Source organism: Mycobacterium marseillense, assembly GCF_010731675.1.
Classification (GTDB): domain Bacteria; phylum Actinomycetota; class Actinomycetes; order Mycobacteriales; family Mycobacteriaceae; genus Mycobacterium; species Mycobacterium marseillense.
In genome coordinates this window covers 2,891,631-2,918,170 of the sequence record NZ_AP022584.1, presented here as the reverse complement: position 1 = coordinate 2,918,170, position 26,540 = coordinate 2,891,631, and the positions used below count along the sequence as shown (strand labels likewise).

The following is a 26,540-nucleotide window of genomic DNA, read 5'->3' as shown; positions in this document are numbered from 1 at the left end:
TGCAGGTGGGCGGCCTAACCATAGCGCCGGATTGCAGGTTTGGTGTGCCGCCTGCACTACCCTGGTCAGAATGTGCGGAATTGTCGGCTACGTCGGGCAGCAGCCCGCCTGTGACGTCGTCATGGCCGCGCTGCGCCGGATGGAGTACCGCGGGTACGACTCGTCGGGCATCGCGCTGGCGAACGGCAGTGGCCCCTCGGCAGGCACCCTGACGGTGAGCCGCCGCGCCGGCCGGCTGGCGAACCTGGAAGAGGCCGTCGCCCAGATGCCGCCGTCATCCCTGACCGGCACCACCGGGCTGGGGCACACCCGGTGGGCCACCCACGGGCGCCCCACCGACCGCAACGCGCACCCGCACCGCGACGCCGCCGGCAAGATCGCCGTGGTCCACAACGGCATCATCGAGAACTACGCGAACCTGCGCCACGAGCTCGAGGCCCAGGGCGTGGAGTTCGCCAGCGACACCGACACCGAGGTCGCGGTGCACTTGGTGGCGCAGACCTACCGCCACGGCGAGACCGCCGGCGATTTCGTCGCGTCGGTGCTCGCGGTGCTGCGCCGCCTCGACGGCCACTTCACGTTGGTGTTCGCCAACGCCGATGACCCCGGCACCATCGTCGCCGCGCGCCGCTCCACCCCGCTGGTGCTCGGCATCGGCGACGGCGAGATGTTCGTGGGTTCCGACGTGGCGGCCTTCATTCCACACACCCGCAACGCCGTCGAGCTCGGCCAGGACCAGGCCGTGGTGATCACCGCCGACGGCTACCAGATCACCGACTTCGATGGCAACGACGACGTCGAATACCGCGAGTTCCATATCGATTGGGATCTGGCCGCCGCCGAAAAGGGCGGCTACGAGTACTTCATGCTCAAGGAGATCGCCGAGCAGCCCGCCGCCGTCGCCGACACCCTGCTGGGCCACTTCGTGGACGGCCGGATCGTGCTCGACGAGCAGCGCCTGAGCGATCAGGAACTGCGCGAGATCGACAAGGTGTTCGTGGTGGCCTGCGGCACCGCGTATCACTCCGGGCTGCTGGCCAAATACGCCATCGAGCACTGGACGCGGCTGCCGGTCGAGGTGGAGCTGTCCAGCGAATTCCGTTACCGCGACCCGGTTTTGGACCGCAGCACCCTGGTGGTCGCCATCTCGCAGTCCGGCGAGACCGCCGACACGCTCGAAGCGGTGCGGCACGCCAAGGAGCAGAAGGCCAAGGTGCTGGCGATCTGCAACACCAACGGCTCACAGATTCCGCGCGAGTGCGACGCGGTGCTCTACACCCGCGCAGGCCCGGAAATCGGGGTGGCGTCGACGAAGACGTTCCTGGCGCAGATCACCGCCAACTATCTGGTCGGCCTGGCGCTGGCGCAGGCCCGGGGCACCAAATACCCCGACGAGGTGGCCCGGGAGTACCACGAGCTGGAAGCCATGCCGGACCTCGTCGCGCGGGTCCTCGCGACGATCAAGCCGGTGGCCGCGCTGGCTTATCAGTTCGCCCAGTCGCCGACGGTGCTGTTCTTGGGCCGCCACGTCGGCTACCCGGTGGCGCTGGAAGGTGCGCTCAAACTCAAGGAATTGGCGTACATGCACGCCGAGGGATTCGCCGCGGGCGAACTCAAGCACGGCCCCATCGCGCTGATCGAGGACGACCTGCCCGTCATCGTCGTCATGCCGTCCCCCAAGGGGTCGGCCGTGCTGCACGCCAAGCTGCTGTCGAACATCCGCGAGATCCAGGCGCGCGGGGCCATCACCATCGTGATCGCCGAAGAGGGTGACGACACGGTGCGCCCCTACGCCGATCACCTGATCGAAATCCCCTCGGTGTCAACGCTTCTGCAGCCGCTGCTGTCGACGATCCCGCTGCAGGTGTTCGCCGCGTCGGTGGCCCAGGCGCGCGGCTACGACGTGGACAAGCCGCGCAACCTGGCCAAGTCCGTCACCGTCGAGTAGGCGGACATCGGCCGGACCGCTTCGCCGGTATCGCCGACGAACCCGCGGGCGATCCATTACATTGCCCTGGGAAAGCAGTTCGGCCAACTGGTCAGGCGGCGGCCGTGCGGGAGGAAGTATGCGATCGGGCGGCATGAAATACACCGTCGTAGGGCTCGTCGCGCTCATCATCGCGGCATACGTCGGGTCGATCATGATGTACGCCCAAGGCGACGCCGTCCGGCGGCTGGAGGACGTCACCCCGGTCGCGAGCGGCGACGAGCCTTCGGCGACGTTCAACGTCGAAGAGATCCAGTCGAACAACAGCGTGCTTGCCGTCAACCTCGCCTTCAATCCGGGATCGGCGTTGCTGGATCCGAAAACCCACCATCTCAAGGAGGATCTGAGCCTTCGAGTCAGATCCTCGGCGATGCCGTCGCGGCACACCTGGACCAAGGGCATGCTCCCCGGGCTGATGGCGGTCCCGCTGACCATCGGCGGGCAGATCGAACGTTGGCCGTTTGACCGCTATCGCTCGGGCCCACTGGAAGTCGAGATCTTCTATGGCTCCGAGACCGATCGCGCCCCGGCCCACGTGCCCGTCACCTTCGTCGACCACCTCTCGGGGTGGCAGCTCACCGCGACCAGGCCTCAGGCGGACGGACCGTATCGGCTGTATCTGCGGCGATCGCTGAGCACCGCGGCGTTCGCCATCGTCATCCTCGGCGTGCTCATCACGATCGCCAGTCTGGCTCTGTTCGTTGCGATTCAGACCGCGCGGGACCGGCGACCGTTCCAGCCGCCGATGACGACGTGGTACGCGGCAATGCTGTTCGCGGTGGTGCCGCTGCGAAACGCGCTACCCGGCTCACCGCCCTTCGGCAGCTGGGTCGACATCACCGTCGTGATCTGGGTCCTCCTCGCGCTGGCGGTCTCGATGGTGCTCTACATCGGCTGCTGGTGGCGACATCTGAATCCACCGGCGCTCGCCGCCGCGGCGCCGGCCGCGGAGCCCGCACCCTCGCGTAGCTAAGGGCGGCGGCGTGTTTGCCGCCGAAGTCGTACGCGCGCAGCGCCCCACGTGCGAAGGTTGATGTCGTGGCGCATGCATCGGTGCGGGCGCGGGTGCGCAGCATGACGCTGACGGTGTGGCATTTCGTCAGCACCGCGCCGCTGACCTACGGCTGGCTGTTGGTGCTGATGGCCACGACGATCATCCAGAACCATCTCACCGGCCGGCAGTTGCACTCGGTTTTGCTGCACCGCTCCACCAACATTCACGAGTTGGGCAAAAACCCGCTCGACGTACTGTTTTCCAGCCTGCTGTGGATCGACGGCAAAAACTTCGAGCCCTACCTGCTGCTGTTCACCCTGTTCCTCGCGCCGGCCGAACATTGGCTCGGCCAGCTGCGGTGGCTCACTGTGGGATTGAGCTCGCACATCCTTGCCACCTACATCAGCGAGGGCATCCTGTACTTCGCGATCGAGGAACGCGATGCGTCGCAACGCCTCGTGCACGCCCGCGACATCGGGGTCAGCTATTTCCTCGTCGGCGTGATGGCCGTCCTGGCCTACCACATCGCCCGGCCCTGGCGCTGGGGCTATCTCGGGGTGCTGTTCGTCATCTTCGGTTTCCCGTTGATCACGATGGACCGCGTCGACCTGGACTTCACCGCGATCGGGCATTTCGCCTCGATCCTCATCGGCCTGTGCTTCTACCCGCTGACCCGCACGCGCACCCGGCGCAGCCGGCAATTGAGTCCGGCGCACCTGAAGGCCATGGCGCGCCGCAGCGTCCCCCCGGCGGACCCGGGCTGATGCCGGGCCGCGGCGAAAGATGGTGGGCGCCAAGCCCCCGCGACGGCGACACGTAGTCTGGCTCTGATGCGGCATTACTACTCCGTAGATGCGATCCGCCAGGCCGAGGCGCCGCTGCTGGCCAGCCTGCCTGACGGCGCCCTGATGCGCCGCGCGGCCTACGGGCTGGCCACCGAGATCATCGGCGAATTAGCGGCCCGCACCGGCGGGGTGAGCGGGCGACGGGTGTGCGCGGTCGTCGGCTCCGGAGACAACGGCGGTGACGCGCTCTGGGCGGCGACCTTCGTGCGCCGACGCGGCGCGGCCGCCGACGCGATCCTGCTCAACCCCGAGCGCACCCACCGCAAGGGGCTGGCGGCGTTTCGCAGCGCGGGCGGCAGGATCGTCGAAAGTGTCTCGCCCGCAACCGATCTCGTCATCGACGGGGTGGTGGGGATCTCCGGCTCGGGGGCATTGCGGCCCGCCGCGGCCGAGGTGTTCGCCGCGGTCGACGAGGCGAGGATTCCGGTGGTCGCCGTCGACATCCCCAGCGGCATCGACGCGGCGACCGGGGCCACCAGCGGCCCCGCGGTGCGCGCCGCGGCGACCGTCACCTTCGGCGGGCTCAAACCCGTGCACGCGCTCGGCGACTGCGGCCGGGTGCGGTTGATCGAGATCGGGCTGGACCTGCCAAACACGGACGTGCTGGGCTTCGAGGCCGCCGACGTGGCGCCGCGCTGGCCGGTGCCGGGACCCCACGACGACAAGTACACCCAGGGCGTCACGGGCGTGATGGCCGGCTCGTCGACGTATCCGGGGGCCGCCGTGCTGTGCACGGGCGCCGCGGTCGCGGCCACCTCCGGGATGGTCCGCTACGCCGGCAGCGCGCACCGCGAGGTGCTCGCGCATTGGCCCGAGGTGATCGCCTCGCCGTCCCCCGCGTCGGCCGGGCGGGTGCAGTCCTGGGTCGTCGGGCCCGGATTGGGCACCGACGACGCCGGGGCGGCGGCGCTGTGGTTCGCGCTCGACACCGACCTGCCGGTGATCGTCGACGCCGACGGGCTGACCATCCTGGCGGCCCATCCCGACTTGGTGGCCGGCCGTAGCGCGCCGACGGTGCTGACTCCGCACGCGGGTGAATTCGCGCGCCTAGCGGGTAACCCCCCCGGTGATGACCGGGTGGGGGCGTGCCGCAAACTGGCCGACGCGTTCGGCGCCACGGTGTTGCTCAAGGGAAACGTCACGATCGTCGCCGATCCGGGCGGCCCCGTCTACCTCAGTCCGGCCGGGCAGTCCTGGGCGGCCACCGCCGGCTCCGGCGACGTGCTGTCCGGCATGATCGGCGCGCTGCTGGCGGCGGGCCTGGCGCCCGGCGAGGCGGCCGCGGCGGCGGCCTTCGTCCACGCGCGCGCGGCGGCGGGATCGGCCGCCGACCCGGGCCCCGGCGACGCGCCCACCTCGGCCTCGCGCATGGTGCCCCACATCCGAGCCGCCCTGGCCGCCCTGTAGACCCATCGAGAGGATTCCCCAGTGCCACAACACCCTTCGCTGCCCGCGCACTCCATCGCCCCCGCCTACACCGGCCGGTTGTTCACGGCGCCGGTCCCCGCCCTGCGGATGCCCGACGAGTCGATGGATCCCGACGCCGCCTACCGCTTCATCCACGACGAGCTGATGCTCGACGGCAGCTCACGGCTGAACCTGGCCACCTTCGTCACCACCTGGATGGACCCCGAGGCCGGCAAGCTGATGGCCGAGACGTTCGACAAGAACATGATCGACAAGGACGAATACCCGGCGACCGCGGCCATCGAGCAGCGCTGTGTATGCATGGTCGCCGACCTGTTCCACGCCGACGGCCTGAACGACGCCGACCCCTACAGCGCGTGCGGGGTCTCCACGATCGGCTCCAGCGAGGCGGTGATGCTGGGTGGGCTGGCAATGAAGTGGCGGTGGCGCGCAAAGGTCGGCAAAGACTGGAAGGGCCGCACCCCGAACCTGGTGATGGGGTCCAACGTCCAGGTGGTCTGGGAGAAGTTCTGCCGCTACTTCGACGTCGAGCCGCGCTACCTGCCGATGGAGGAGGGGCGCTACGTCATCACCCCCGAACAGGTCGTCGACGCCGTCGACGAGAACACCATCGGCGTGGTGGCGATCCTCGGCACCACCTACACCGGCGAGCTGGAGCCGGTCGCCGACATCTGCGGCGCGCTGGACAAGCTGGCCGCCGGCGGTGGTGTGGACGTCCCGGTGCACGTCGACGCCGCCAGCGGCGGGTTCGTGGTGCCCTTCCTGCACCCGGAACTCAAGTGGGACTTCCGGCTGCCCCGGGTGGTCTCGATCAACGTCAGCGGCCACAAGTACGGGCTGACCTACCCCGGCGTCGGGTTCGTCGTATGGCGCAGCAAGGAGTACCTGCCCGACGACCTGGTGTTTCGGGTCAACTACCTCGGCGGCGACATGCCGACCTTCACGCTGAACTTCTCCCGCCCCGGCAACCAGGTGGTCGGCCAGTACTACAACTTCCTGCGGCTCGGCCGGGAGGGCTACACCAAGGTCATGCAGACGCTGTCCGGGACGGCGCGCTGGCTGGGGGAGCAGCTGCGGGTCAGCGAGCACTGCGAGCTGGTCTCCGACGGCTCGGCGATCCCCGTGGTCGCCTTCCGGCTGTCCAAGGATCGCGGCTACACCGAATTCGACGTCTCCCACGAGCTGCGGACCTACGGCTGGCAGGTGCCCGCCTACACCATGCCGGACAACGCCACCAACGTCTCGGTGCTGCGCATCGTGGTGCGCGAGGGCCTGTCCGCCGACCTGGCCCGGGCCCTGCACGATGATGCCGTCTCGGCGCTGAGCGCGCTTGACAAGCTCCGGCCCGGCGGCCACTACGCGGATCAGCACTTCGCGCACTAAGCCCGCGCCGCGCGACGGCAACTAGCGACGCAAATCGCGAGTAACGACGTCGGTAGTTGCAGTCTCGCGGTGCATTTTCGGCTTCTGGGACAATGGCGGCCATGAACGGGCGGGCCGCTGCGCCGATATCCCTGACCCCGGGCCTCCTCGCCGAGGCCCTGGTCGACCTGGGCGCCATCGCGCACAACGTGCGGCTGCTGTGCGAGCAGGCCGGCGGCGCGCGGGTGATGGCAGTCGTCAAGGCCGACGGCTACGGCCACGGAGCCGCCCAGACGGCACGCGCCGCGCTGGCCGCGGGCGCGGCCGAGCTGGGGGTCGCCACCGTCGACGAGGCGCTGGCGCTGCGCGCCGACGGGCTCAGCGCGCCGGTGCTGGCATGGCTGCACCCGCCCGGCATCGACTTCGCGCCCGCGCTGCTGGCCGACATCCAGATCGCCGTGTCGTCGGAGCGTCAGCTCGACGAGCTGCTGGACGCGGTGCGCCGCACGGGCCGGACCGCGACCGTCACCGTCAAGGTCGACACCGGGCTGAATCGCAATGGCGTAGCGCCGGCGGACTACCCGTCGATGCTGACGGCCCTGCGCCGCGCCGTCGCCGAGAACGCCATCGTGCTGCGCGGCCTGATGTCCCACATGGTGTACGCCGATCAACCCGCCAACCCGGTCAACGACCTTCAGGCCCAACGGTTTACCGACATGCTGGCCGTCGCGCGCGATCAGGGGGTGTCCTACGAGGCGGCGCACCTGTCGAACTCGTCGGCCACCATGTCACGTCCCGACCTGGCCTTCGACATGGTGCGTCCGGGCATCGCGGTCTACGGACTGAGCCCGGTGCCCGAGCTCGGCGACATGGGACTGATCCCGGCCATGACGGTGAAATGCCCGGTGGCACTGGTGAAGTCGATTCGCGCGGGCGACAGCGTGTCCTACGGGCACACCTGGACCGCGCAGCGCGACACGACGCTCGCGTTGCTGCCCGTCGGCTACGCCGACGGCGTCTTCCGTTCCCTGGGTAACCGCCTCGAGGTGTTGATCAACGGCAGGCGCCGACCGGGCGTCGGCCGGATCTGCATGGACCAGTTCGTGGTCGACCTCGGCCCCGGCCCCACTGATGTCGACGAGGGCGACGAGGCGATCCTGTTCGGGCCCGGCGCAAACGGCGAGCCTACCGCCCAGGATTGGGCCGATCTGCTCGGCACCATCCACTACGAAGTGGTGACCAGCCCCCGCGGGCGCATCACCAGGACCTACCGCGAGGCGCGAACCGTTGAGCCGTGAGGGAACCCGCCGGCGCCACAAGGGCAGGGCCTGGCTTGCGGGGGGTGCGGGGCTGACGGCCATCGCCACCATCATCGGAGCCTCGGCCCGCCGGTCGATCACCCAGCGCGCCACGGCCGAAGACCCGTACGCCCATGAGGATTTCAACCGGCTCGAGGACGACCGCGGCCTGGTGGTGACCACGCCCGACGGGGTGCCGCTCGCGGTCCGCGACGCGGGTCCCGCCGACGCGCCGTTGACCCTGGTGTTCGTGCACGGATTCTGCCTGCAGATGGGGGCTTTTCACTTCCAGCGGACCCGGCTGCCCGACCAGTTGGGTCCCGACGTGCGCATGGTCTTCTACGACCAGCGCGGCCACGGCCGATCCGGCGAGGCCGCGCCCGAGACCTACACGCTGACCCAGCTGGGCAGGGACCTGCAAACCGTGCTCAACGTGGTGGTGCCGCGCGGAATGATCGTGCTGGTGGGTCATTCGATGGGCGGCATGACGGTGCTGTCGCACGCCCGCCAGTTCCCCGAAGAGTACGGGCGCCGAATCGTGGGCGCCGCGCTGATTTCCTCGGCGGCCGAGGGGGTCGCGAGATCACCGCTGGGCGAGATCCTGAAAAACCCTGCGCTGGAAGCGGTTCGGGTCGCCGCACGGTCCGCGCCGAACCTGATGCATCGCGGCCGCAACGTATCGCGCTCGCTGATCGGCCCGGTGCTGCGCGCCGCCTCCTACAGCGATCTGCAGGTCAGTCGGAGCCTGGACGCGTTCTCCCAGCGGATGATGAACAGCACGCCCATCCCCACCATGGTGGGATTTCTGGACGCGTTGGAAAAGCACGACGAAACCGCCGGCCTGTGGACACTGCTGCGGATTCCCACCCTGATCGCCTGCGGGGACCACGACCTGCTCACCCCGGACGAATATGCGCGAAAGATGGCCGCCAGCCTCCCGCAGTCCGAGTTGGTGATCGTCGTCGGGGCGAGTCACCTGGCGCTGCTGGACAAACCGGAAGCCATCAACGGTGGGCTGGTGCGGCTGGTCAGGCGCGCCACTCCGACCAAGGCGGCGCTGAGGCTGCGGCGGATTCGAGAAAGGCTGAGGCGCCGTGGGTCACGTTGAGGGTGGTGCGGGCACCGCGACGTGTGAGCGGGTCGAGGACACGATCGCGTTGGGAACCCGGCTCGGTGAGCAGCTGCGGGCGGGGGACGTGGTGGTGCTCTCGGGTCCGCTGGGTGCGGGAAAGACCGTGCTGGCCAAGGGAATCGCCGCGGCCATGGACGTCGACGGCCCGGTCACCTCGCCGTCCTACGTGTTGGCGCGGGTGCATGCGCCGCGCCGGGAAGGCGCCCCGACGATGATTCACGTCGACATGTACCGGTTGCTCGATCACACCGACAATCAGGGCGCCGGCCTGCTCGGTGAACTCGATTCGCTGGACTTGGACAGCGATCTCGACGACGCCGTCGTCGTGGTGGAATGGGGTGAGGGCCTGGTCGAGCGCCTCGCGGAACGGCATCTCGACATCAAGCTGGAGCGCCTCAGCGGGTCCGACGTGCGGATCGCGACCTGGCGGTGGGCCGACAGCGGGGCCGCTTCATGAGCACCCTCGTGCTGACCCTCGACACCTCCACCCCGGCGGTGACGGCCGGCGTCGTGCGGCGCGAGGACCTGTGCGTGCTGGCGCAGCGGGTCACCGTCGACGCCCGCGCCCACGCCGAACGCCTCACCCCGAATGTGGTTGCCGCCCTGGCGGATGCGGGCCTGACGATGGCCGACCTCGACGCCGTCGTGGTGGGCTGCGGCCCAGGGCCGTTCACCGGGCTGCGCGCCGGGATGGCCACCGCCGCCGCCTACGGGCACGCGCTGGGCATCCCGGTGTACGGCGTGTGCAGCCTGGACGCCATCGGCGTGCAAACCACCGGGGACGCGCTCGTGGTCACCGACGCCCGCCGCCGCGAGGTCTACTGGGCCCGCTACCGCGACGGCATTCGGACCGGCGGACCGGGAGTTGATGCCCCCGCCGCCGTCGACCCCGGCGGCGTGCGGGCGGTGGCCGGCTCACCCGAACACGCCGCGATGTTCGGCCTGCCGGTGTGCGAGCCCGTGCACCCCACGCCGGCCGGACTCGTTGCCGCGGTAAGGGATTGGTCCGCTGATCCGGCACCGCTGGTGGCGCTGTACCTGCGTCGGCCCGACGCCAAACCCCTGGCGGCGCGGCAATGATCGCCGAGCCCGTGACCCTCGGCGCGTTGACGTCGGCCGACGCGCAGCGCTGCGCCGCGCTGGAGGCGCAGCTCTTCGGCGGTGACGACCCGTGGCCGGCGGCGGCGTTCAATCGCGAATTGGCCAGTCCCCACAACCATTACGTGGGTGCGCGCGTCGGCGAAACGCTCGTCGGCTACGCCGGTATCTCGCGATTGGGCCGCACACCGCCCTACGAGCACGAGGTCCACACCATCGGCGTGGACCCCGCCTATCAGGGGCAGGGCATCGGTCGCCGGTTGCTCGACGAACTGCTGACATTCGCCGACGGCGGTGTCGTATACCTGGAAGTGCGCACCGACAACGAGGCGGCCATCGGGCTGTATACCAGCGTCGGGTTCGAGCAGATCGGCCTGCGCCGGCGCTACTACCGCGTCAGCGGCGCCGACGCGTACACCATGCGGCGGGAGGCGCTTTCATGACCGTGATCTTGGCCATCGAAACCTCCTGTGACGAAACGGGAGTCGGCATCGCGCGGCTGGACGCGAACGGCACCGTCACCCTGCTGGCCGACGAGGTGGCCTCCAGCGTCGACGAACACGTGCGGTTCGGCGGCGTGGTGCCCGAGATCGCCTCTCGCGCGCACCTCGAGGCGCTGGGGCCCGCCATGCGGCGCGCGCTGTCGACCGCCGGGGTGGACAAGCCCGACGTCGTCGCGGCCACTATCGGGCCCGGGCTAGCCGGCGCCCTGTTGGTGGGAGTCGCTGCGGCCAAAGCATATTCGGCCGCGTGGGGGGTGCCGTTCTACGCGGTGAACCATCTGGGGGGGCACCTGGCCGCCGACGTCTACGAGCACGGGCCGCTGCCCGAATGCGTGGCGCTGCTGGTCTCGGGCGGCCACACCCACCTGCTGCACGTGCGTTCGCTCGGCGAGCCGATCGTCGAGCTGGGCAGCACCGTCGACGACGCGGCCGGCGAGGCGTACGACAAGGTGGCGCGCCTGCTGGGGCTGGGTTACCCGGGCGGCAGGGTGCTCGACGAGTTGGCCCGCACCGGTGACCGCGACGCGATCGCCTTCCCGCGCGGCATGACCGGGCCGCGCGACGACCCCTACGCGTTCAGCTTCTCGGGCCTCAAGACGGCGGTGGCCCGGCACCTGGAAAGCCACCCCGACGCGGTGAACGCCGATGTCGCGGCCGGCTTCCAGGAGGCCGTGGCCGACGTGCTGACCCGCAAGGCCGTGCGCGCCGCGACGGACCTCGGCGTCTCGACACTGCTGATCGCGGGGGGAGTGGCCGCGAATTCGCGGCTGCGGGAGCTGGCGGAGCAGCGCTGCGCGGCGGCCGGGCTGACGCTGCGCATCCCCCGGCCGCGGCTGTGCACCGACAACGGGGCGATGATCGCCTCGTTCGCCGCGCATCTGGTGGCGGCCGGGGCGCCGCAATCCCCGCTGGACGCCCCCAGCGACCCGGGCCTACCGGTGATGAAGGCGCAGGTCAGCTGATCGCTGAGGGCGAACATGCGGGGAGCAGCAGGGTGCCCTTGAGTGCTAGCACTCCCGTGTATAGAGTGCTAGGTGGCAATCGGCCACGCCCTGTGTCGGCACCCGCGACGACGGCGCTCGGGCATGGACGAATGCCGAACACCTGATAATTCGGCAGGTTCCGGGCGCGCCCCGGACCGGCCACCAACTCCGGTCCGGGCTCGTCCCGGACCCGACCCAAACACTGGAGGGCTCCAATCGTGGCGAAGGTGAACATCAAGCCACTCGAGGACAAGATTCTCGTGCAGGCCAACGAGGCCGAGACCACGACCGCGTCCGGTCTGGTCATTCCCGACACCGCCAAGGAGAAGCCGCAGGAAGGCACCGTCGTCGCAGTCGGCCCCGGCCGGTGGGACGAAGACGGCGAGAAGCGCATCCCGCTGGACGTCTCGGAAGGCGACACCGTCATCTACAGCAAGTACGGCGGCACCGAGATCAAGTACAACGGCGAGGAGTACCTGATCCTGTCGGCACGCGACGTGCTGGCTGTCGTCTCCAAGTAAGAACCGTGTCCCGCCCCGGCGATCCCCGCGTCCGCGCGGGTGATTTCCGGGGCGGCATGCGTTTGGGGCTAGTGGCGATCGCAAGCGCGGCGAAGCCGGGCGAAGCGGGTCGCCGCCATTCAAACAAGGAGCCTGATGAGCAAGATTATTCAGTACGACGAAACGGCGCGCCGCGCCATCGAGGCGGGCGTGAACACGCTCGCCGACGCGGTACGGGTGACGCTGGGCCCCCGCGGCCGGCATGTGGTGCTGGCCAAGGCATTCGGCGGGCCGGCGGTCACCAACGACGGTGTCACCGTCGCGCGTGAGATCGACCTGGAAGACCCGTTCGAGAACCTGGGCGCCCAGCTGGTGAAGTCGGTGGCGACCAAGACCAACGACGTCGCCGGCGACGGCACCACCACGGCCACCGTGCTGGCCCAGGCGTTGGTCAAGGGCGGCCTGCGCCTGGTCGCGGCCGGCGCCAACCCCATCGAACTCGGTGCGGGAATCTCCAAGGCCGCCGACGCGGTGTCCGAGGCGCTGCTGGCGTCGGCCACCCCGGTCTCCGGCAAGGACGCGATCGCCCAGGTGGCGACCGTGTCGTCGCGCGACCAGCTCCTCGGTGAGCTCGTCGGCGAGGCGATGACCAAGGTCGGCACCGACGGCGTGGTCAGCGTCGAGGAATCCTCCACGCTGAGCACCGAGCTCGAGTTCACCGAAGGCGTCGGCTTCGACAAGGGCTTCCTGTCGGCGTATTTCGTGACCGACTTCGATGCCCAGCAGGCCGTCCTGGACGATCCGGTGATCCTGTTGCACCAGGACAAGATCAGCTCGCTGCCCGACCTGCTGCCCATGCTGGAAAAGGTCGCCGAATCGGGCAAGCCGCTGCTGATCATCGCCGAGGACATCGAAGGCGAGCCGCTCGCAACCCTGGTCGTGAACTCCATCCGCAAGACGCTCAAGGCCGTCGCGGTCAAAGCGCCGTTCTTCGGCGACCGCCGCAAGGCGTTCCTCGAGGATCTGGCGGTCGTGACGGGCGGCCAGGTGATCAACCCCGACGCCGGCCTGCTGCTGCGCGAGGTCGGCACGGACGTGCTGGGCTCGGCCCGGCGCGTGGTGGTCAGCAAGGACGACACCGTCATCGTCGACGGCGGCGGCGCCAACGACGCGGTGGCCAACCGCATCAAGCAGCTGCGCGCCGAGATCGAGTCCAGCGACTCCGACTGGGACCGCGAAAAGCTGCAGGAGCGGCTGGCCAAGCTCGCCGGCGGCGTCGCGGTGATCCAGGTGGGTGCCGCCACCGAGACCGCGCTCAAGGAGCGCAAGGAAAGCGTCGAGGATGCCGTCGCGGCCGCCAAGGCGGCCGTCGAGGAAGGCATCGTGGCGGGCGGCGGCTCGGCCCTGCTGCAGACCCGCGCGGCGCTGCAGGAGCTGCGCGGTTCGCTGTCCGGCGACCAGGCGCTCGGCGTCGACGTCTTCTCCGAGGCGCTGGCGGCCCCGCTGTACTGGATCGCCACCAACGCCGGGCTCGACGGCGCGGTCGCGGTGCACAAGGTGACCGAGCTGCCCAACGGGCACGGGCTCAACGCGGACAAGCTCACCTACGGTGACTTGATCGCCGACGGCGTCATCGACCCGGTCAAGGTCACCCGCTCGGCGGTGCTCAACGCGGCGTCGGTGGCACGGATGGTGCTGACCACCGAGACGGCGGTCGTCGACAAGCCGGCCGAGGAATCCGATGACCACGGCCACGGCCACGGTCATCACCACCACTGAGTTCCCTCTAATGCCCGACCGTGGGGCTAAGGTACGAAATCCCAACGCTTTTCGTGCATAGGCCCCACGGTCGGCGTCGTATAGCCCATCCCGGCCCGCTTCAGAACTTAGAACCCAATCCCGCGATCAGGTTGATGGTGACCGCCAGGACGACCGCGCCGAGCAGGTAGGACAGCAGCGCGTGGCGCAGCACCGTCGCCCTGATGGATGTCAATCCGATCTCGGTGTCTGACACCTGATAGGTCATGCCGACGGTGAAGGCCACGTACGCGAAGTCACGGAAGCGCGGTCGCTCCGGGTCGTGGAAGTCGATTCCGCCCGGCTCACCGGAGTAATAGAGCCGCGCGTAGTGCACGGTGAACAGCGTATGCACGGCGAACCAGGATGCCGCGACGGTCAGGATGCCGACGACGGCGGCCTCGAGGGCGCCGGGGCCCGACCGCGACGCGGCGGCCACCACGTAGCCGACCCCGCCCAGGCTCGCGACGCTTGCCGACACGATGACCGCATCGGAGGCCCATCGGGTGGGGTCCTCCCTGGTCGCATACTCGCGGGTTTGGTCGGCGTCCATTCCACCGAGCAGGAGCCGCGTCCACACCACGTAGACAGCGGCGGTGATGACCCAGCCCGCCAGGGCGAACCGCCAGCCGACCGTGTTGCCGATTACGAGAGCGACGCCAATCCCGAGTACGGCCGCCACCGCTATCCGAGCCGCGACCGTGTCGCGAAAGAAAATACCGAGGGAACTCACAAACCCGACCTAAGCACCCGCACATGCCATCGGGTAGCACGAAATCGGTAGCGCCACGGTCATTGCCCGACGAGGACCCCGACGATGACGATGACCACGCCCACCACGATCGCCACCGACAGCGACGCCAACCCGAAGCTGACAAAGCCTTCCTTCGCCGCCGAGGCCTGGTGGTCGCCCGCCGCGATGGGCGCGAAGCGGCGCCCGGCGCCCCACGCCGCCGCGAGCAGCACGGTCAACCAGTTGGCGTAGCCGGCATACGTGACGAGCGCGACCGCCGCGATTCCCCACGCGTGGGACAGGTGCAGGTGTGGCCACAGCAAACCGAGCAACACCAGGAACATGCCGTTGAGCACCCCCTCGAGGTGGCTCGACAACCCCATTCGCGCGTTCTTCAGCGCGGGCACGGCCAGCCCGGTGAGCAGGCCGAGCAGGAACAGGACCAGGCCCAGGGTGAACAGCGCGGTCTGCATCTCAGAACAGTAATTCCCCGGTGCAGGGCGCGCGGTGCTTTTTCTTCTGTCTGGGGCGTCAGCGGCTGCTGGGTGCACGCGGGCTCAAACGCGAGGGCGGTCGCCGAGGGAATAGTATCGAACGATACAGTTTTGTATGATACGAGATGATCGGATGAGAGGCGGAGGCCATGGACGTATACGAGGCAGTCACAAGCCGACGGGCGGTGCGCGGGTTCACCAACAGGCCGGTTCCGAAAGGGGTGCTAGAGCGTGTGCTGTCCGCGGCAGCGCGGTCGCCCTCGGCGTCGAACATTCAGCCGTGGAACATCTACGTGCTCACCGGTGCGCCGTTGGCAGAGCTGAAAAAGCGCTCCGTTGCACGGGTGGCCGCCGGCGCGCCGTGGGATGAGCGGGAGTACGAAATGTACCCGCAGGCGCTGCAGTCCCCGTATCGCGAGCGGCGGTCGACGTTCGGCAAGGAGCGCTACAGCGCACTGGGCATCGCGCGGGATGACTGGGAAGCCCGCCATCGGGCGGCCATCGCCAACTGGGAGTGCTTCGGTGCGCCCGCAGCCATGTTCTGCTACATCGACCGCGACATGGGCCCGGCCCAATGGGCGGACCTCGGCATGTATCTGCAAACCGTCATGTTGCTACTCCGCGCCGAGGGCCTACACAGCTGTCCGCAGATGGCGTGGTCGGAGGTTCGCGAGACCGTTGCAGACATCGTGAGCCCCCCGGACCGGTTAGTACTCTTCTGTGGCATGTCGATTGGCTACGAGGACCCGACGGTCAGTTACGTCCGTACCGGCAGGGCACCGCTCGATGAAACGGTCACCTTCGTGGACGACGATTCACCCGAGCCCTGGAAGGCCGACCCATCGGCCGCGCGAATGTCGGCGCTGGATCGAAACGAAACAACCCAAGCATCATGAGCCGCAAGGTATCTCGCGGGCATGCGCCCGACGCGCGTGCCACCGATCGACCTGGTGATCGGTCGCCTTTCGCACTCGGTTTGTTGCTGCGCCGGGCGCACTGGCACGCGGCCGCGGTGATGTCGGAGGCCCTCCGGCCGCTCGGCATCGAGTTAAGGCATTTCGCCGTGCTGATCGTCCTCGTCAACCGCGGGCCCACCGAGCAACGGGACCTGGTCGATGCGACGGGATCGGACAAGGCGGGAATCATGCGGATCGTCGACGACCTCGAACGTAAGAAGCTCGCCGTCCGTAAGCCCGTTCCAGGTGATCGGCGGGTACGGGCAGTGGAGATCACCGCCAAGGGGCTTGAGGTGTTCGATGCCGCTCACGCGGCCGCCAAGCCGTTGGCCCAGGATTTGGTGTCCGTCTTGGGTCCGGGGGAGGCCGAACGACTGACGGATCTGCTCACCCGATTCACTTCTTCTGCCGAGTAGGCGATCGAACGTATCCGGCCTAACGCGTCAGCGGCTCCCCGGCGGCAGGCTGGGCGGGGTCGTTACGGTCGTCGTCGGCGTGGACGTGACGGCCGGGGTGCTGGTGACCGTGATCGTGCTGGTGCTGGTGCTCGTCGACGGCGGTGGCACGGCGACGGTCGTGGTGCTCGTTGTCACGCTGGTAGTCGACGAGGTCGTCGTCGCCGACGCCGCGGCGATCACACCGCAGGCGATGCGCTTGCTCGGCTCGGCGGTGGGCCCGGCGCCCAAATTGTCGGCGCTCTGGTGCAGGATCAACGAGCTGCCGGAGCTGTTTCTCAGGTCGGCGGCGGTGAACGAATTGCTGGTGGTGACCAGCTTCGCCGAGCCGTCGGAGCGCACCTGCAGTGCGGTCAGGTCGCCGCTGGCGGGATAGCCGGTGTGGTCGGCGGCCTGGTAGACGCTTCCCGCGGAGTCGAAGTCGCCCTCGCACTTGCCGACCGAATGGATCTGCAGCCCGTGGAACCCGGGGCTCAGCACCTGGTTGGGCCCGGCCTCCACGGTCACCGTCGCGTAGCCGTTCGCGAACTCGAAGGTCGCGTTGGCGACCGGACTCCCGTCGGAGGTCTTCAGCTGGGTCGTCAGCCTTTCCGTGCCCGGCGCCGGACTGGTCAGCGGTGACGTATTGGGTTGGCTGCTCTGCTGGTTCGCGCAGGCGGCCAGCGGTGCGATGGTCGCGGCGAGCGCCGCGACCGCGAGGGATGCGCCCTTGTTCATGGGCGGTGCCTACCCAATTCGCTGATTTCAAAACGAGCATGACCCGCCGCAGCGCCGGGATCCTCGCGCCTCACAGCGAACTGAGCAGGGCCGCGCGCCCGCGGACGCGCAGCCTGTTGAGCGTCGACTGCCGTAGCCGGGCGATGCGCTCCACCATTCGATTCCCCAGGCTGTCGAGTAAGTCCTCATTCAAATCTATTGGGGCGGGACACAAGTCGCGTTCCTCCTCGCTGGCGTGGGCCTCGAGGACCCTGACAAATGAGCGCCATTCGTCTTCGTAGCCCGGTGCGCTCGGCGCCGTCCGCAGCAGCACCGCCAGCTGATCCCACACTTGGCGGTGCTCCGCGTGGGCGATGGCGACAAGTGTGCTCGCCGCCGCTACCGCCGGATAGAACAGGTCGTCTTCGATGCGCATGTGGATGTCCAGCTCGACCAACAGCTCATCGAGGGCGGCTTGGCGCTCGTCGGCCTCGGGCGGTATCGCGGTGATCTTCTCACAGAGTCCGTGTAAAACTCGGTGGTGCTCGAACAGGACGTCGTAGGCATTCATTGCCCGACTCCGCGCACCTCGACGAGCCCGTCGCGGATCCGCACCGGATAACGGGGTAGCGACGCTGTTGCCGGTCCGCGCAACACTTCTCCCGATTCGCACGCGAACCTGGAACCGTGCCAAGGGCAAACGATTCGATCGCGGTCGATCCAGCCGTCGGTCATCGGCGCGCCCAGATGGGGGCAGCGCTCGCCGACGGCCAGGACCCGCCCTTCGTTGCGATAAAGCACCACGCCGACTCCGGCCACCTCGACTCGCTGTGGCTGGCCGTCCAACGCGGCGGCCGACAACACCGGCGTCCATTGGTCCCCACTCAGCCGGGCGCCGGAGCGGTCAATCCCGGTGCCGGATGCGAACACCAACGTGCCGCCGAGGTGGCCGGCGCAGAGGGTGAGGCCATAGCCCAGCGCACTGGACGCCATCCCGCGCCGATGCCGCCCGCTCCGACGGTCCCACCAGGACGCCGCGTACAGGCCCGTCGCGATGGCGTTGAGGACACCGTGCACGAGACCGATCCGACGCGATTGTTCGTGGGTGTGCTGCCAGTCGGTCAGTCCCGTGGCGGCCGCGCCGACGCTGCCGGCGAGCCCGACACCCAGCGCAAACCTCGACGCGTCGTGGAACTGTGCGGCGCGGCGCGGCAACACGCTGGCCGCATCCATCGCGACCGTCGTCGTCAGCGCTCCCAGCGGAACCGATGTCAGAGCCGGATGCAGGGGATGCCCGAGCCACGTGCCGTGCAAGAAATTGCTGATCCGATCCCGGTGGGCACCCGCTGCGGCGAACACGAAGGTCAGAGCGTGCTCAAGCCGGTAGCTCGGCCGATCCAGCCAGGCTTGGCGCCCCAGCGTTGTGCGCCCATGTGCCACGATGCGTCCCCTCCCGATGCGAGGTCCGGCGTGGCGCAACGCGTCTCGACGCCGCGTCGGCTTTAGACCGCGGTGGCTTGCCGCGTCCATGTCTGGTTCACGGACTGCGGACGTGAATCGTTCATTCGACCGCTGCTGAGCGAGCAGTGCCGAAACGACACCCGAAAAGGCATTGTCGGAGCGCGACAACGAACCCGCGCGGGGTTGTCCGGTTCGGGCAAGCGGCGACCCGCCCGGCCACGCGACCATGGAATCAGCAACGGACGAAGACTTCGCCCCCCAGGGCGACCCGAGTCGTCAGGGGCGGTGCACCGGCCCGCCCGCCCCTGGCGGCAACCCCCTCCGATACGAAAGGACGTCACGCGCCATGACCACGATTCAGCGCATCCGGATGACGCCGCAGGACTACACCCGACTGCACGACGAATTGGCCGGGCTGCGTTCGCGCCGCGGCGTCGAGGTTCCCGACGACCTGATGGACTACAACCCGAAACGCCGTGCGCATCAGTCCGTGCGACGCGCGCGCATCTGCCAGATCGAGGGTCTGCTGTCCAACGCGGTCGTCGTCGGCGAGGGGGCCGCCTTCGATCCCGCCGCCGAGGCGGGCATGGTGCTGACCATCCGCTACGACGACACGGGCGAAACCGAGACGTTTCTGCTCGGCAGGCCCTGCCCCGAGGACGCCGGCCTCAACGCCTACTCGATGGCGTCCCCGCTGGGCCGGGCGATTGCCGGCGCCCGTCCTGGCGATCAACGCTTCTACGCCATCCCGGATGGGACGGGGCGCTGCGTGACGCTGCTGAAGGCCCTGCCGTACGGAATGCATGCGGCGAAAAGCCGTGGGCCACAGGTGGTCTTGCGGTGACTATGGTGATGAAGGTAACCCGACGCGGCATCCCGAAACGACGCGAAGTCGCCGACAAGGTGAAAGCGGTGTTGATGCAGGGGGATTCGTCGCACGTTCCGGACAAACAGATCCACCGCTGGGAGGGCGAGGGCGGCGCGGAATACCTCCCCAGGCCGCACCGGCGATCGGAATACTAGGCCGCGCCGAACAGGATCGCGCTGTCAGGCGCTGCGCCGGATGCCGCGGCCGATGTCACCCTTGAGGAGGAGGTCGCGTTCGGACTCCGACAGGCCGCCCCAAATCCCGTAGGGCTCACCGACTTCGAGGGCATGCGAACGGCATTCCTGGATCACCGGGCACTGCCGGCACATTTCCTTGGCGCGCTGCTCGCGTTGCAAGCGGGCGCGGCCGCGCTCGCCGTCGGGGTGGAAAAACACCGCTGAGTCAACGCCGCGGCACAAGCCCTGCAGTTGCCAATTCCAGATGTCGGCGTTGGGTCCGGGTAGCTGCTCTGGCTGTGGCATTGGTTCGTTCCCTCTCTGCACGCCCCGCCGAGTGAGGTCAGGATCGCGAAAGCGATGGTGTGCAACTTAAATTAAGTGGAGTGGAGTCCCCGATGACTACCCGTCTTGCGTAGACGTTAGGGGCGACGGTGAATTTCCGTCAATAGCCACTTAGCCCGGCAAAGTATGTGTCCCTTGGGGCAGAATTAACTTCGCGTTCATCTCGAATGGAATTGCGACACTGACGCCGCGCTACCAGGCAGTTGGCCGAAAGGAGATTTCCCAGCTCAGCGCCGACCGGAGCCGCGGAGCGAATTTATCCATGGGCTACAGTGATTAACTGTTCGGTAACAGGAAGACCACAAACTGTTTACTACATCATTGTGATTGAAACTCGTCACACTTCCTTGATTGGGCGGCAGCTGGCCGACGCCGCGTTCGGAGACCGGCCCGGCAGCTGGCCGCTGCCGTCGGCGACGACGCCCGCGCAGCTGTGGCTGCGCGCCGTCGCCGCCGGGGGGCAGGGGCGCTACGGCGCCGCCCTGCGCGACCTCGCGGCGCTGCGGCGCGGCGCCCCGGCCGGACCGGTGGCCTCGCTGGCCCACAGCACTCAGGGATCGTTCCTGCGCCAGCTCGGTTGGCACACCGTGGCCCGCGGCTGGGACGGGCGCGCCCTGGCGCTGGCCGGCGCCGACCCCGAGGCGGGCGCCGACGCCCTGATCGGGCTGGCGGCCGACGCGCTGGGGGTGGGGCGCTTCGCGGCCGCGGCGACGCTGCTGGCGCGCGCCGACCCGCTGCTGGCATCCCCGGACGCCGCACCGACGGTGCCCGATCGGCTTCCGGTGCGTCGCCGATGGGTGGCCGCCGAGCTCGCGATGGCCCGCGGTGACGGCGGGGCCGCCGTCGGCCACGCCACCGAGGCGGTGGAGCTGGCCGCGGCCATGGCCATCCCGTCGGCGCGGCACCGAGTCAAAAGCGAGGTGGTGCAGGCCGCCGCGCTGTGCAGCGCGGGAAACATCGAGCGCGCCCGCACGGTCGCGGACGCCGCGCTGCAAACCACCGGCCAATTGGGTCTGCTCCCGCTGCGCTGGGCGTTGGCGTGCTTGCTGATCGATATCGAAAGTGTCACTTTTTCGGCACAGCAACTGCGCGAAATCCGCGATATCTGCGCAGGCCAGGTGCGGCACGCCGGTGGAACGTGGCGTTCCGCTTGAATCGGCCCCCCGCCCGTTATTGTCATTTCGTTAGTTAGCCCAGTTGGCCCGCGATGTGTCCGGTTCGTAACGTTAGGGATATCACCGTCGATGACAATTCCAGCAGGGGAACGTCTCGATGCTGTGGTCGCCAAGGCCGCCACCGGAGACCACGGCGCACTGAGGGAGGTGCTGGAGACCATCCGCCCGATCGTCGTGCGCTATTGCCGGGCGCGCGTCGGCACGGTCGACCGGGGTGGCCTGTCAGCGGATGACGTGGCGCAGGAGGTGTGCTTGGCGACGATCACGGCGCTGCCCCGCTATCGGGATCGCGGACGTCCCTTTCTGGCCTTCCTGTATGGCATCGCGGCCCACAAGGTCGCCGACGCCCATCGGGCCGCCGGCCGTGATCTGGCCTATCCCACCGAGTCGGTTCCCGAACGATGGTCGCCCGACGCGGGGCCCGAACAGCTTGCCATCGAAGCCGATTCGGTGAGCCGGATGAGCGAACTGCTCGAAATCCTGCCCGCCAAGCAGCGCGAGATCCTGATCCTGCGCGTCGTCGTCGGCCTGTCCGCCGAGGAGACCGCGGCCGCGGTCGGCAGCACCACGGGGGCGGTCCGCGTTGCCCAGCACCGCGCGTTGTCGCGGTTGAAGTCCGAGATGATTGCGGCAGGTGACTGTGCCTGAATCACTGAACGAATTCGCCCGCACCGATCTACTCCTCGATGCGCTGGCCCAGCGCCGGCCGGTGAGCGTCGAGGACCCCGATGTCGACGTGCTGACCACCATGCTCGAGGACTGGCGCGACAACCTGCGGTGGCCCCCGGCCAGCGCGCTGGTGACACCCGAAGAGGCCGTCAACGCGTTGCGCACCGGGCTGGCCGAGCGCCGGACGGGCCGTCGCGGCCTGACCGCCATCGCCTCGGTCGCCGCGGCGCTGATAGCGCTCAGTGGCTTCGGCGCCATGGTGGTCGAGGCCCGTCCGGGCACGCCCCTGCACGGGCTGCACGCGATGTTCTTCGACCAGCCGCGGGTCAACGAGAAGCAGGAAATGCTGGCTGCCAAGGCCGATTTGGCCAAGGTGCAGGAATCGATCGACCGCGGCGAGTGGGACCTGGCCCGACGTCAGCTGATTGACGTGAGCAGTTTGGTGCAGTCGATCGACGACCCGGCCGTCAAGCAGGACCTGATGAATCAGCTGAAGCTGTTGAACGCCAAGGTCGAATCGCGCAACCCGGACGCCACGCTGCCGGCTTCGTCGGCCGCGCCGAAGGCGGCCGCCCCGTTACCGGGTCAGCCCTCGAGCGGGGGGAATCAGTGACGGCGGTGGAAGCCGTCGGCGTCTGACGTCGCTTCGTTGAGCGAGGCGTCGGCGTAGCCCCGGCAGTAATCCCACGTGACGTAGGCGTCCGGCTCGGGGTCGTAGGCGGGCTCGTGCGGGCGCACGGTGCCGTCGATCAACAGCTGCAGCAGGTTGGCCCGCAGCATGTCCCAGTCGTGATAGTGATCCTGCTGACACTCGTCGCAGCAGACCACGAGTCCGCGAATACCTTTGTGCGCCAGCAACGCCTCGTACACCGCCAGATCCGCGAGGTCGGCCTCGACGGCCATCCGCTCTTGCTGATCTAGGGGCTGGCCTGGCTCGACGGCTTCCAGCGCCGCCGACGGATCGCAGGGGTCGTCGGCGAAAGGATCGGGCGGCAAACCCGGTGGGAGGTGGTCGCGCACGCCCCTAGCCTACGCAGCCGGGTCGGGATAACGCCAGCAGGGAGCCACCCGCCGTTCCCGTTCCGTTCGACATGCGCGGCGCGCCCCGAGCAAGCGAAGTCCAGTGAGAGGCGAGCCGATAAGATGGGCTTTCTCACGCCGCCTCACGCCGCATCGTATGGAGGGCCCCACTGATGACCCGTGGCACGTCCCACCTGGAAGACAGCTCTGACCTCGTAGGCAGTCCCTATGTGCGGGTGGGTGGCCTGGTCGATGACCCGGTGCCCACAGGGGGCGACAACCCGCACAAGATCGCGATGCTGGGACTGACGTTCGACGACGTCCTGTTGCTGCCCGCCGCGTCCGACGTGGTCCCCGCCACCGCCGACACCTCCAGTCAGCTCACCAAGAAGATCAGGCTCAAGGTGCCGCTGGTGAGTTCGGCGATGGACACCGTCACCGAGTCGCGGATGGCGATCGCGATGGCGCGCGCCGGCGGCATGGGTGTGCTGCACCGCAACCTGCCGGTCGCCGAACAGGCCGGCCAGGTCGAGATGGTCAAGCGCTCCGAGGCCGGCATGGTCACCGACCCGGTCACCTGCCGCCCGGACAACACGCTGGCCCAGGTCGACGCGCTGTGCGCCCGCTTCCGCATCTCGGGCCTGCCGGTGGTCGACGAGACTGGCGCGCTCGTCGGCATCATCACCAACCGCGACATGCGCTTCGAGGTCGACCAGACCAAGAAGGTCGCCGAGGTGATGACCAAGGCCCCGCTGATCACCGCGCAGGAGGGCGTGTCCGCCGACGCGGCGCTGGGTTTGTTGCGGCGCCACAAGATCGAGAAGCTGCCCATCGTCGACGGCCACGGCCGGCTGACCGGGCTCATCACCGTCAAAGACTTCGTCAAGACCGAACAGCACCCGCTGGCCACCAAGGACAGCGACGGCCGGCTGCTGGTGGGCGCGGCCGTCGGCGTCGGCGGCGACGCCTGGGTGCGCGCCATGATGCTGGTCGATGCCGGCGTGGACGTGCTGATCGTGGACACCGCGCACGCACACAACCGGCTGGTGCTCGACATGGTCGGCAAGCTCAAGGCCGAGGCGGGCGATCGCGTCGAGGTGATCGGCGGCAACGTCGCCACCCGCTCGGCCGCCGCCGCGCTGGTCGCCGCCGGCGCCGACGCCGTGAAGGTGGGCGTGGGACCGGGGTCGATCTGCACCACGCGGGTGGTGGCCGGTGTCGGGGCGCCGCAGATCACCGCGATCCTGGAAGCCGTCGCCGCCTGCGGGCCGGCCGGGGTGCCGGTGATCGCCGACGGCGGGCTGCAGTACTCCGGCGATATCGCCAAGGCGCTGGCCGCCGGGGCGTCGACCGCCATGCTGGGTTCGCTGCTGGCCGGCACCGCCGAGGCGCCCGGCGAGCTGATCTTCGTCAACGGCAAGCAGTTCAAGAGCTACCGCGGCATGGGATCGCTGGGGGCCATGGCGGGCCGGGGCTCCGGCACCGGAAAGTCGTACTCCAAGGACCGCTACTTCGCCGACGACGCGCTCTCCGAAGACAAGCTGGTGCCCGAGGGCATCGAGGGCCGGGTGCCATTCCGCGGTCCGCTGTCCTCGGTGATTCACCAGCTGACCGGCGGCCTGCGCGCGGCGATGGGCTACACCGGCGCGTCGACCATCGAGGAATTGCAGCAGGCCCAGTTCGTCCGGATCACGGCGGCCGGGCTGCGGGAAAGCCACCCGCACGACGTCGCCATGACGGTCGAAGCCCCCAACTACTACGCGCGCTGAGGCCCAGATGGTCGAGATCGGGATGGGCCGCACCGCCCGTCGCAGTTATGAACTGAGCGAAGTCAGCATCGTGGCGTCCCGGCGCACCCGGTCGTCGCAGGACGTCTCGACCGCCTGGCAGCTCGACGCCTACCGGTTCGAGATCCCGGTGCTGGCGCATCCGACCGATGCGCTGGTGTCGCCGGAGTTCGCGATCGAGCTGGGCCGCCTCGGCGGGCTGGGCGTGCTCAACGGCGAGGGACTGATCGGCCGGCACGCCGATGTCGAGGCCAAGATCGCCCAGCTGGTCGAGGCCGCCAGCAAGGAACCCGAACCCTCGGCGGCGATCCGGCTGCTGCAGGAATTCCACGCCGCCCCGCTGAACCCGGACCTGCTGGGCTCGGCCGTGGCCCGCATCCGGGAGGCCGGCGTCACCACCGCGGTGCGGGTCAGCCCGCAAAACGCCCAGGCGCTCACCCCGGTGTTGCTGCAGGCCGGCATCGACCTGCTGGTCATCCAGGGCACCATCGTCTCGGCCGAGCGGGTCGCCAGCGATGGGGAGCCGCTGAATCTCAAGACCTTCATCTCCGAGCTCGACGTGCCGGTGGTCGCCGGCGGCGTGCAGGACCATCGCACCGCGCTGCACCTCATGCGCACCGGCGCCGCCGGCGTCATCGTCGGCTACGGCGCCACCCGGGGGGTGACCACCAGCGACGAGGTGCTGGGCATCAGCGTGCCGATGGCCACCGCGATCGCCGACGCCGCCGCCGCGCGCCGCGAGTACCTCGACGAGACCGGCGGTCGCTATGTGCACGTGCTGGCCGACGGCGACATCCACACTTCGGGCGAGCTGGCGAAGGCCATCGCCTGCGGCGCCGACGCGGTGGTGCTGGGCACGCCGCTCGCCGAGGCCGCCGAGGCGCTCGGCGAGGGCTGGTTCTGGCCGGCCGCGGCCGCGCACCCGTCGTTGCCGCGCGGGGCGCTGCTGCAGATCGCCGTCGGTGAACGCCCGCCGCTGCGGCAGGTGCTGAGCGGGCCGTCCGACGACCCCTTCGGCAGCCTCAACCTGGTCGGCGGCCTGCGCCGGTCGATGGCCAAGGCCGGCTATTGCGACCTCAAGGAGTTCCAGAAGGTCGGCCTGACCGTCGGGAGCTAGTTGCCGTCGGGCCGCCCGGTCCGCCCGCGCGGCGCCAGCCCCTCCAGCAGCGACGCAACCACGTCGAATATCAGTCTGTCCTCGAGTGGATCGATCATTTTGTTGTTCGCCATGGTCGCGATCCCGTGCAGGGTGGCAAAGAGTACGGTCCCGATCCTCTGCAGGTCGCCGGCGACCAGCTCACCGTCCGCCTGCCCGGCGGCGACAAGGTTCGTCACCGGCGCGAAGCTCGCGTCCCGGGCGCGGGCAAGTTCATCGGAGGCGTTCGCCAGATACCTCCTGGCCGACATCAGCTCGACCAACGCGGGGTTATCGGTGGCGAACCGAACATAGGCCACCGCGACGTCGCTCAGAGACGTGACGAAGTCGCGTCCGTCGGGCTCGGCTGCTTTCGCCAGGGCGCGGCCGAGCCGGTCGAAACCATCGATGACGAGCGCTTCGAGCATCGCCGCTTTGTCGTCGAAGTGTCGGCGCGGGGCGCTGTGACTGACGCCGACCGCGCGGGCCAGCTCCCGTAACGACAAGCCGTCGACGCCGGATTTACGCAGCGTTTTCTCGGCCTCGGACAGCAGTGCCGCCCGGAGGGAGCCGTGGTGGTACCGCCGATCGTCCACGACGGGCACATTACCAAGATGTAGTCATTGACATCATTGTTGTCACT

General features: G+C 69.0%; 30 protein-coding genes. 22 read left to right on the top strand and 8 right to left on the bottom strand.

Going from position 1 to position 26,540, the window contains the following annotated elements; translation table 11 throughout:
* Window positions 1–70: 70 nt before the first annotated feature.
* The 13 genes from glmS to groL all read left to right on the top strand — a co-directional run bounded on the left by glmS (window position 71) and on the right by groL (window position 13,909).
* Window positions 71–1,948 carry a glutamine--fructose-6-phosphate transaminase (isomerizing) gene (glmS, locus tag G6N26_RS13225; RefSeq protein WP_083019851.1) on the top strand — a complete coding sequence of 626 codons (1,878 nt, stop codon included), beginning with the start codon at window positions 71–73 and terminating at the stop codon, window positions 1,946–1,948.
* Window positions 1,949–2,066: 118 nt separating this feature from the next.
* The gene (locus G6N26_RS13220) at window positions 2,067–2,960 is read left to right on the top strand and encodes a DUF4436 domain-containing protein (RefSeq protein ID WP_067168052.1); all 894 of its coding nucleotides are present in this window, start codon (window positions 2,067–2,069) and stop codon (window positions 2,958–2,960) included.
* 65 nt (window positions 2,961–3,025) lie between these two features.
* Entirely contained in the window at window positions 3,026–3,745 is a 720-nt protein-coding gene (locus tag G6N26_RS13215) for a rhomboid-like protein (RefSeq protein ID WP_095577774.1), read from the top strand.
* Window positions 3,746–3,811: 66 nt separating this feature from the next.
* Entirely contained in the window at window positions 3,812–5,233 is a 1,422-nt protein-coding gene (locus G6N26_RS13210) for an NAD(P)H-hydrate dehydratase (protein WP_083019853.1), read from the top strand.
* 21 nt (window positions 5,234–5,254) lie between these two features.
* Window positions 5,255–6,637 carry a glutamate decarboxylase gene (locus G6N26_RS13205; protein WP_083019854.1) on the top strand — a complete coding sequence of 461 codons (1,383 nt, stop codon included), beginning with the start codon at window positions 5,255–5,257 and terminating at the stop codon, window positions 6,635–6,637.
* A 101-nt stretch (window positions 6,638–6,738) separates the two neighbouring features.
* A complete protein-coding gene (alr, locus tag G6N26_RS13200; protein WP_372509326.1) occupies window positions 6,739–7,914 on the top strand; it encodes an alanine racemase in 1,176 nt (391 codons plus the stop codon).
* 52 nt (window positions 7,915–7,966) lie between these two features.
* Window positions 7,967–9,022 (top strand): alpha/beta fold hydrolase, encoded by a 1,056-nt coding sequence (locus G6N26_RS13195; protein WP_179960369.1) that lies wholly within the window; start codon window positions 7,967–7,969, stop codon window positions 9,020–9,022.
* Window positions 9,009–9,503, top strand: a complete 495-nt coding sequence (gene tsaE / locus G6N26_RS13190; RefSeq protein ID WP_083019860.1) for a tRNA (adenosine(37)-N6)-threonylcarbamoyltransferase complex ATPase subunit type 1 TsaE — start codon at window positions 9,009–9,011, stop codon at window positions 9,501–9,503. Before G6N26_RS13195 ends, tsaE begins: the two co-directional genes overlap by 14 nt.
* On the top strand, window positions 9,500–10,126 hold the full coding sequence (gene tsaB, locus G6N26_RS13185) for a tRNA (adenosine(37)-N6)-threonylcarbamoyltransferase complex dimerization subunit type 1 TsaB (RefSeq protein WP_083019900.1): 627 nt from the start codon (window positions 9,500–9,502) through the stop codon (window positions 10,124–10,126). The genes tsaE and tsaB overlap by 4 nt, the downstream gene beginning before the upstream one ends.
* Window positions 10,123–10,587 (top strand): ribosomal protein S18-alanine N-acetyltransferase, encoded by a 465-nt coding sequence (rimI, locus tag G6N26_RS13180; RefSeq protein ID WP_083019862.1) that lies wholly within the window; start codon window positions 10,123–10,125, stop codon window positions 10,585–10,587. Before tsaB ends, rimI begins: the two co-directional genes overlap by 4 nt.
* The gene (gene tsaD / locus G6N26_RS13175; protein ID WP_083019864.1) at window positions 10,584–11,609 is read left to right on the top strand and encodes a tRNA (adenosine(37)-N6)-threonylcarbamoyltransferase complex transferase subunit TsaD; all 1,026 of its coding nucleotides are present in this window, start codon (window positions 10,584–10,586) and stop codon (window positions 11,607–11,609) included. Before rimI ends, tsaD begins: the two co-directional genes overlap by 4 nt.
* A 239-nt stretch (window positions 11,610–11,848) precedes the next feature.
* A complete protein-coding gene (groES, locus tag G6N26_RS13170; RefSeq protein ID WP_007167930.1) occupies window positions 11,849–12,151 on the top strand; it encodes a co-chaperone GroES in 303 nt (100 codons plus the stop codon).
* 135 nt (window positions 12,152–12,286) lie between these two features.
* Window positions 12,287–13,909 (top strand): chaperonin GroEL, encoded by a 1,623-nt coding sequence (gene groL / locus G6N26_RS13165; protein WP_083019865.1) that lies wholly within the window; start codon window positions 12,287–12,289, stop codon window positions 13,907–13,909.
* A gap of 100 nt (window positions 13,910–14,009) precedes the next feature.
* Here groL and G6N26_RS13160 read toward each other — a convergent pair whose 3' ends face one another.
* Together G6N26_RS13160 and G6N26_RS13155 are read right to left on the bottom strand one after the other, a co-directional pair.
* On the bottom strand, window positions 14,010–14,660 hold the full coding sequence (locus G6N26_RS13160) for a DUF1345 domain-containing protein (RefSeq protein ID WP_067176080.1): 651 nt from the start codon (window positions 14,658–14,660) through the stop codon (window positions 14,010–14,012).
* Between the two features lie 59 nt (window positions 14,661–14,719).
* On the bottom strand, window positions 14,720–15,133 hold the full coding sequence (locus tag G6N26_RS13155; protein WP_083019867.1) for a hydrogenase: 414 nt from the start codon (window positions 15,131–15,133) through the stop codon (window positions 14,720–14,722).
* A gap of 170 nt (window positions 15,134–15,303) precedes the next feature.
* Here G6N26_RS13155 and G6N26_RS13150 point away from each other — a divergent pair, with 170 nt between their 5' ends.
* Window positions 15,304–16,050 (top strand): nitroreductase, encoded by a 747-nt coding sequence (locus G6N26_RS13150; RefSeq protein ID WP_083019869.1) that lies wholly within the window; start codon window positions 15,304–15,306, stop codon window positions 16,048–16,050.
* A complete protein-coding gene (locus tag G6N26_RS13145) occupies window positions 16,047–16,526 on the top strand; it encodes a MarR family winged helix-turn-helix transcriptional regulator (protein ID WP_067176075.1) in 480 nt (159 codons plus the stop codon). The genes G6N26_RS13150 and G6N26_RS13145 overlap by 4 nt, the downstream gene beginning before the upstream one ends.
* Window positions 16,527–16,553: 27 nt before the next feature.
* Here G6N26_RS13145 and G6N26_RS13140 read toward each other — a convergent pair whose 3' ends face one another.
* The 3 genes from G6N26_RS13140 to G6N26_RS13130 all read right to left on the bottom strand — a co-directional run bounded on the left by G6N26_RS13140 (window position 16,554) and on the right by G6N26_RS13130 (window position 18,701).
* Window positions 16,554–17,282 (bottom strand): superoxide dismutase family protein, encoded by a 729-nt coding sequence (locus tag G6N26_RS13140; protein WP_083019871.1) that lies wholly within the window; start codon window positions 17,280–17,282, stop codon window positions 16,554–16,556.
* 70 nt (window positions 17,283–17,352) lie between these two features.
* Window positions 17,353–17,832 carry a hemerythrin domain-containing protein gene (locus G6N26_RS13135; protein WP_083019873.1) on the bottom strand — a complete coding sequence of 160 codons (480 nt, stop codon included), beginning with the start codon at window positions 17,830–17,832 and terminating at the stop codon, window positions 17,353–17,355.
* Complete coding sequence (locus G6N26_RS13130) at window positions 17,829–18,701, bottom strand: Rieske (2Fe-2S) protein (RefSeq protein ID WP_372509327.1); 873 nt, start codon at window positions 18,699–18,701, stop codon at window positions 17,829–17,831. Before G6N26_RS13130 ends, G6N26_RS13135 begins: the two co-directional genes overlap by 4 nt.
* 367 nt (window positions 18,702–19,068) lie before the next feature.
* Between G6N26_RS13130 and G6N26_RS13125 the strand changes: the two genes are divergently transcribed.
* Window positions 19,069–19,566, top strand: a complete 498-nt coding sequence (locus tag G6N26_RS13125) for a GreA/GreB family elongation factor (protein WP_067176062.1) — start codon at window positions 19,069–19,071, stop codon at window positions 19,564–19,566.
* Window positions 19,567–19,574: 8 nt separating this feature from the next.
* On the top strand, window positions 19,575–19,745 hold the full coding sequence (locus G6N26_RS25800; RefSeq protein WP_165605112.1) for a hypothetical protein: 171 nt from the start codon (window positions 19,575–19,577) through the stop codon (window positions 19,743–19,745).
* A 24-nt stretch (window positions 19,746–19,769) separates the two neighbouring features.
* On the opposite strand, the gene G6N26_RS13120 is transcribed toward G6N26_RS25800, so the two are convergent.
* Window positions 19,770–20,072 (bottom strand): WhiB family transcriptional regulator, encoded by a 303-nt coding sequence (locus G6N26_RS13120; protein ID WP_067176059.1) that lies wholly within the window; start codon window positions 20,070–20,072, stop codon window positions 19,770–19,772.
* 362 nt (window positions 20,073–20,434) lie between these two features.
* Between G6N26_RS13120 and G6N26_RS13115 the strand changes: the two genes are divergently transcribed.
* The 3 genes from G6N26_RS13115 to G6N26_RS13105 all read left to right on the top strand — a co-directional run bounded on the left by G6N26_RS13115 (window position 20,435) and on the right by G6N26_RS13105 (window position 22,568).
* Window positions 20,435–21,265 (top strand): hypothetical protein, encoded by an 831-nt coding sequence (locus G6N26_RS13115; protein ID WP_139799213.1) that lies wholly within the window; start codon window positions 20,435–20,437, stop codon window positions 21,263–21,265.
* A gap of 90 nt (window positions 21,266–21,355) precedes the next feature.
* On the top strand, window positions 21,356–21,934 hold the full coding sequence (locus G6N26_RS13110) for a sigma-70 family RNA polymerase sigma factor (protein WP_083019877.1): 579 nt from the start codon (window positions 21,356–21,358) through the stop codon (window positions 21,932–21,934).
* The gene (locus tag G6N26_RS13105) at window positions 21,921–22,568 is read left to right on the top strand and encodes an anti-sigma-D factor RsdA (RefSeq protein ID WP_179960207.1); all 648 of its coding nucleotides are present in this window, start codon (window positions 21,921–21,923) and stop codon (window positions 22,566–22,568) included. Before G6N26_RS13110 ends, G6N26_RS13105 begins: the two co-directional genes overlap by 14 nt.
* Here the strand turns inward: G6N26_RS13105 and G6N26_RS13100 are convergent.
* Window positions 22,562–22,975 (bottom strand): DUF5319 domain-containing protein, encoded by a 414-nt coding sequence (locus G6N26_RS13100; RefSeq protein ID WP_007773416.1) that lies wholly within the window; start codon window positions 22,973–22,975, stop codon window positions 22,562–22,564. The genes G6N26_RS13105 and G6N26_RS13100 overlap by 7 nt on opposite strands.
* 173 nt (window positions 22,976–23,148) lie before the next feature.
* Here G6N26_RS13100 and guaB point away from each other — a divergent pair, with 173 nt between their 5' ends.
* Window positions 23,149–24,744: an IMP dehydrogenase gene (gene guaB / locus G6N26_RS13095; RefSeq protein WP_067176046.1), complete on the top strand. Its 1,596-nt coding sequence runs from the start codon at window positions 23,149–23,151 to the stop codon at window positions 24,742–24,744.
* A gap of 7 nt (window positions 24,745–24,751) precedes the next feature.
* Window positions 24,752–25,879, top strand: a complete 1,128-nt coding sequence (locus G6N26_RS13090; RefSeq protein ID WP_067176043.1) for a GuaB3 family IMP dehydrogenase-related protein — start codon at window positions 24,752–24,754, stop codon at window positions 25,877–25,879.
* Here the strand turns inward: G6N26_RS13090 and G6N26_RS13085 are convergent.
* On the bottom strand, window positions 25,876–26,493 hold the full coding sequence (locus tag G6N26_RS13085; protein WP_083019902.1) for a TetR/AcrR family transcriptional regulator: 618 nt from the start codon (window positions 26,491–26,493) through the stop codon (window positions 25,876–25,878). The genes G6N26_RS13090 and G6N26_RS13085 overlap by 4 nt on opposite strands.
* Window positions 26,494–26,540: the final 47 nt, after the last annotated feature.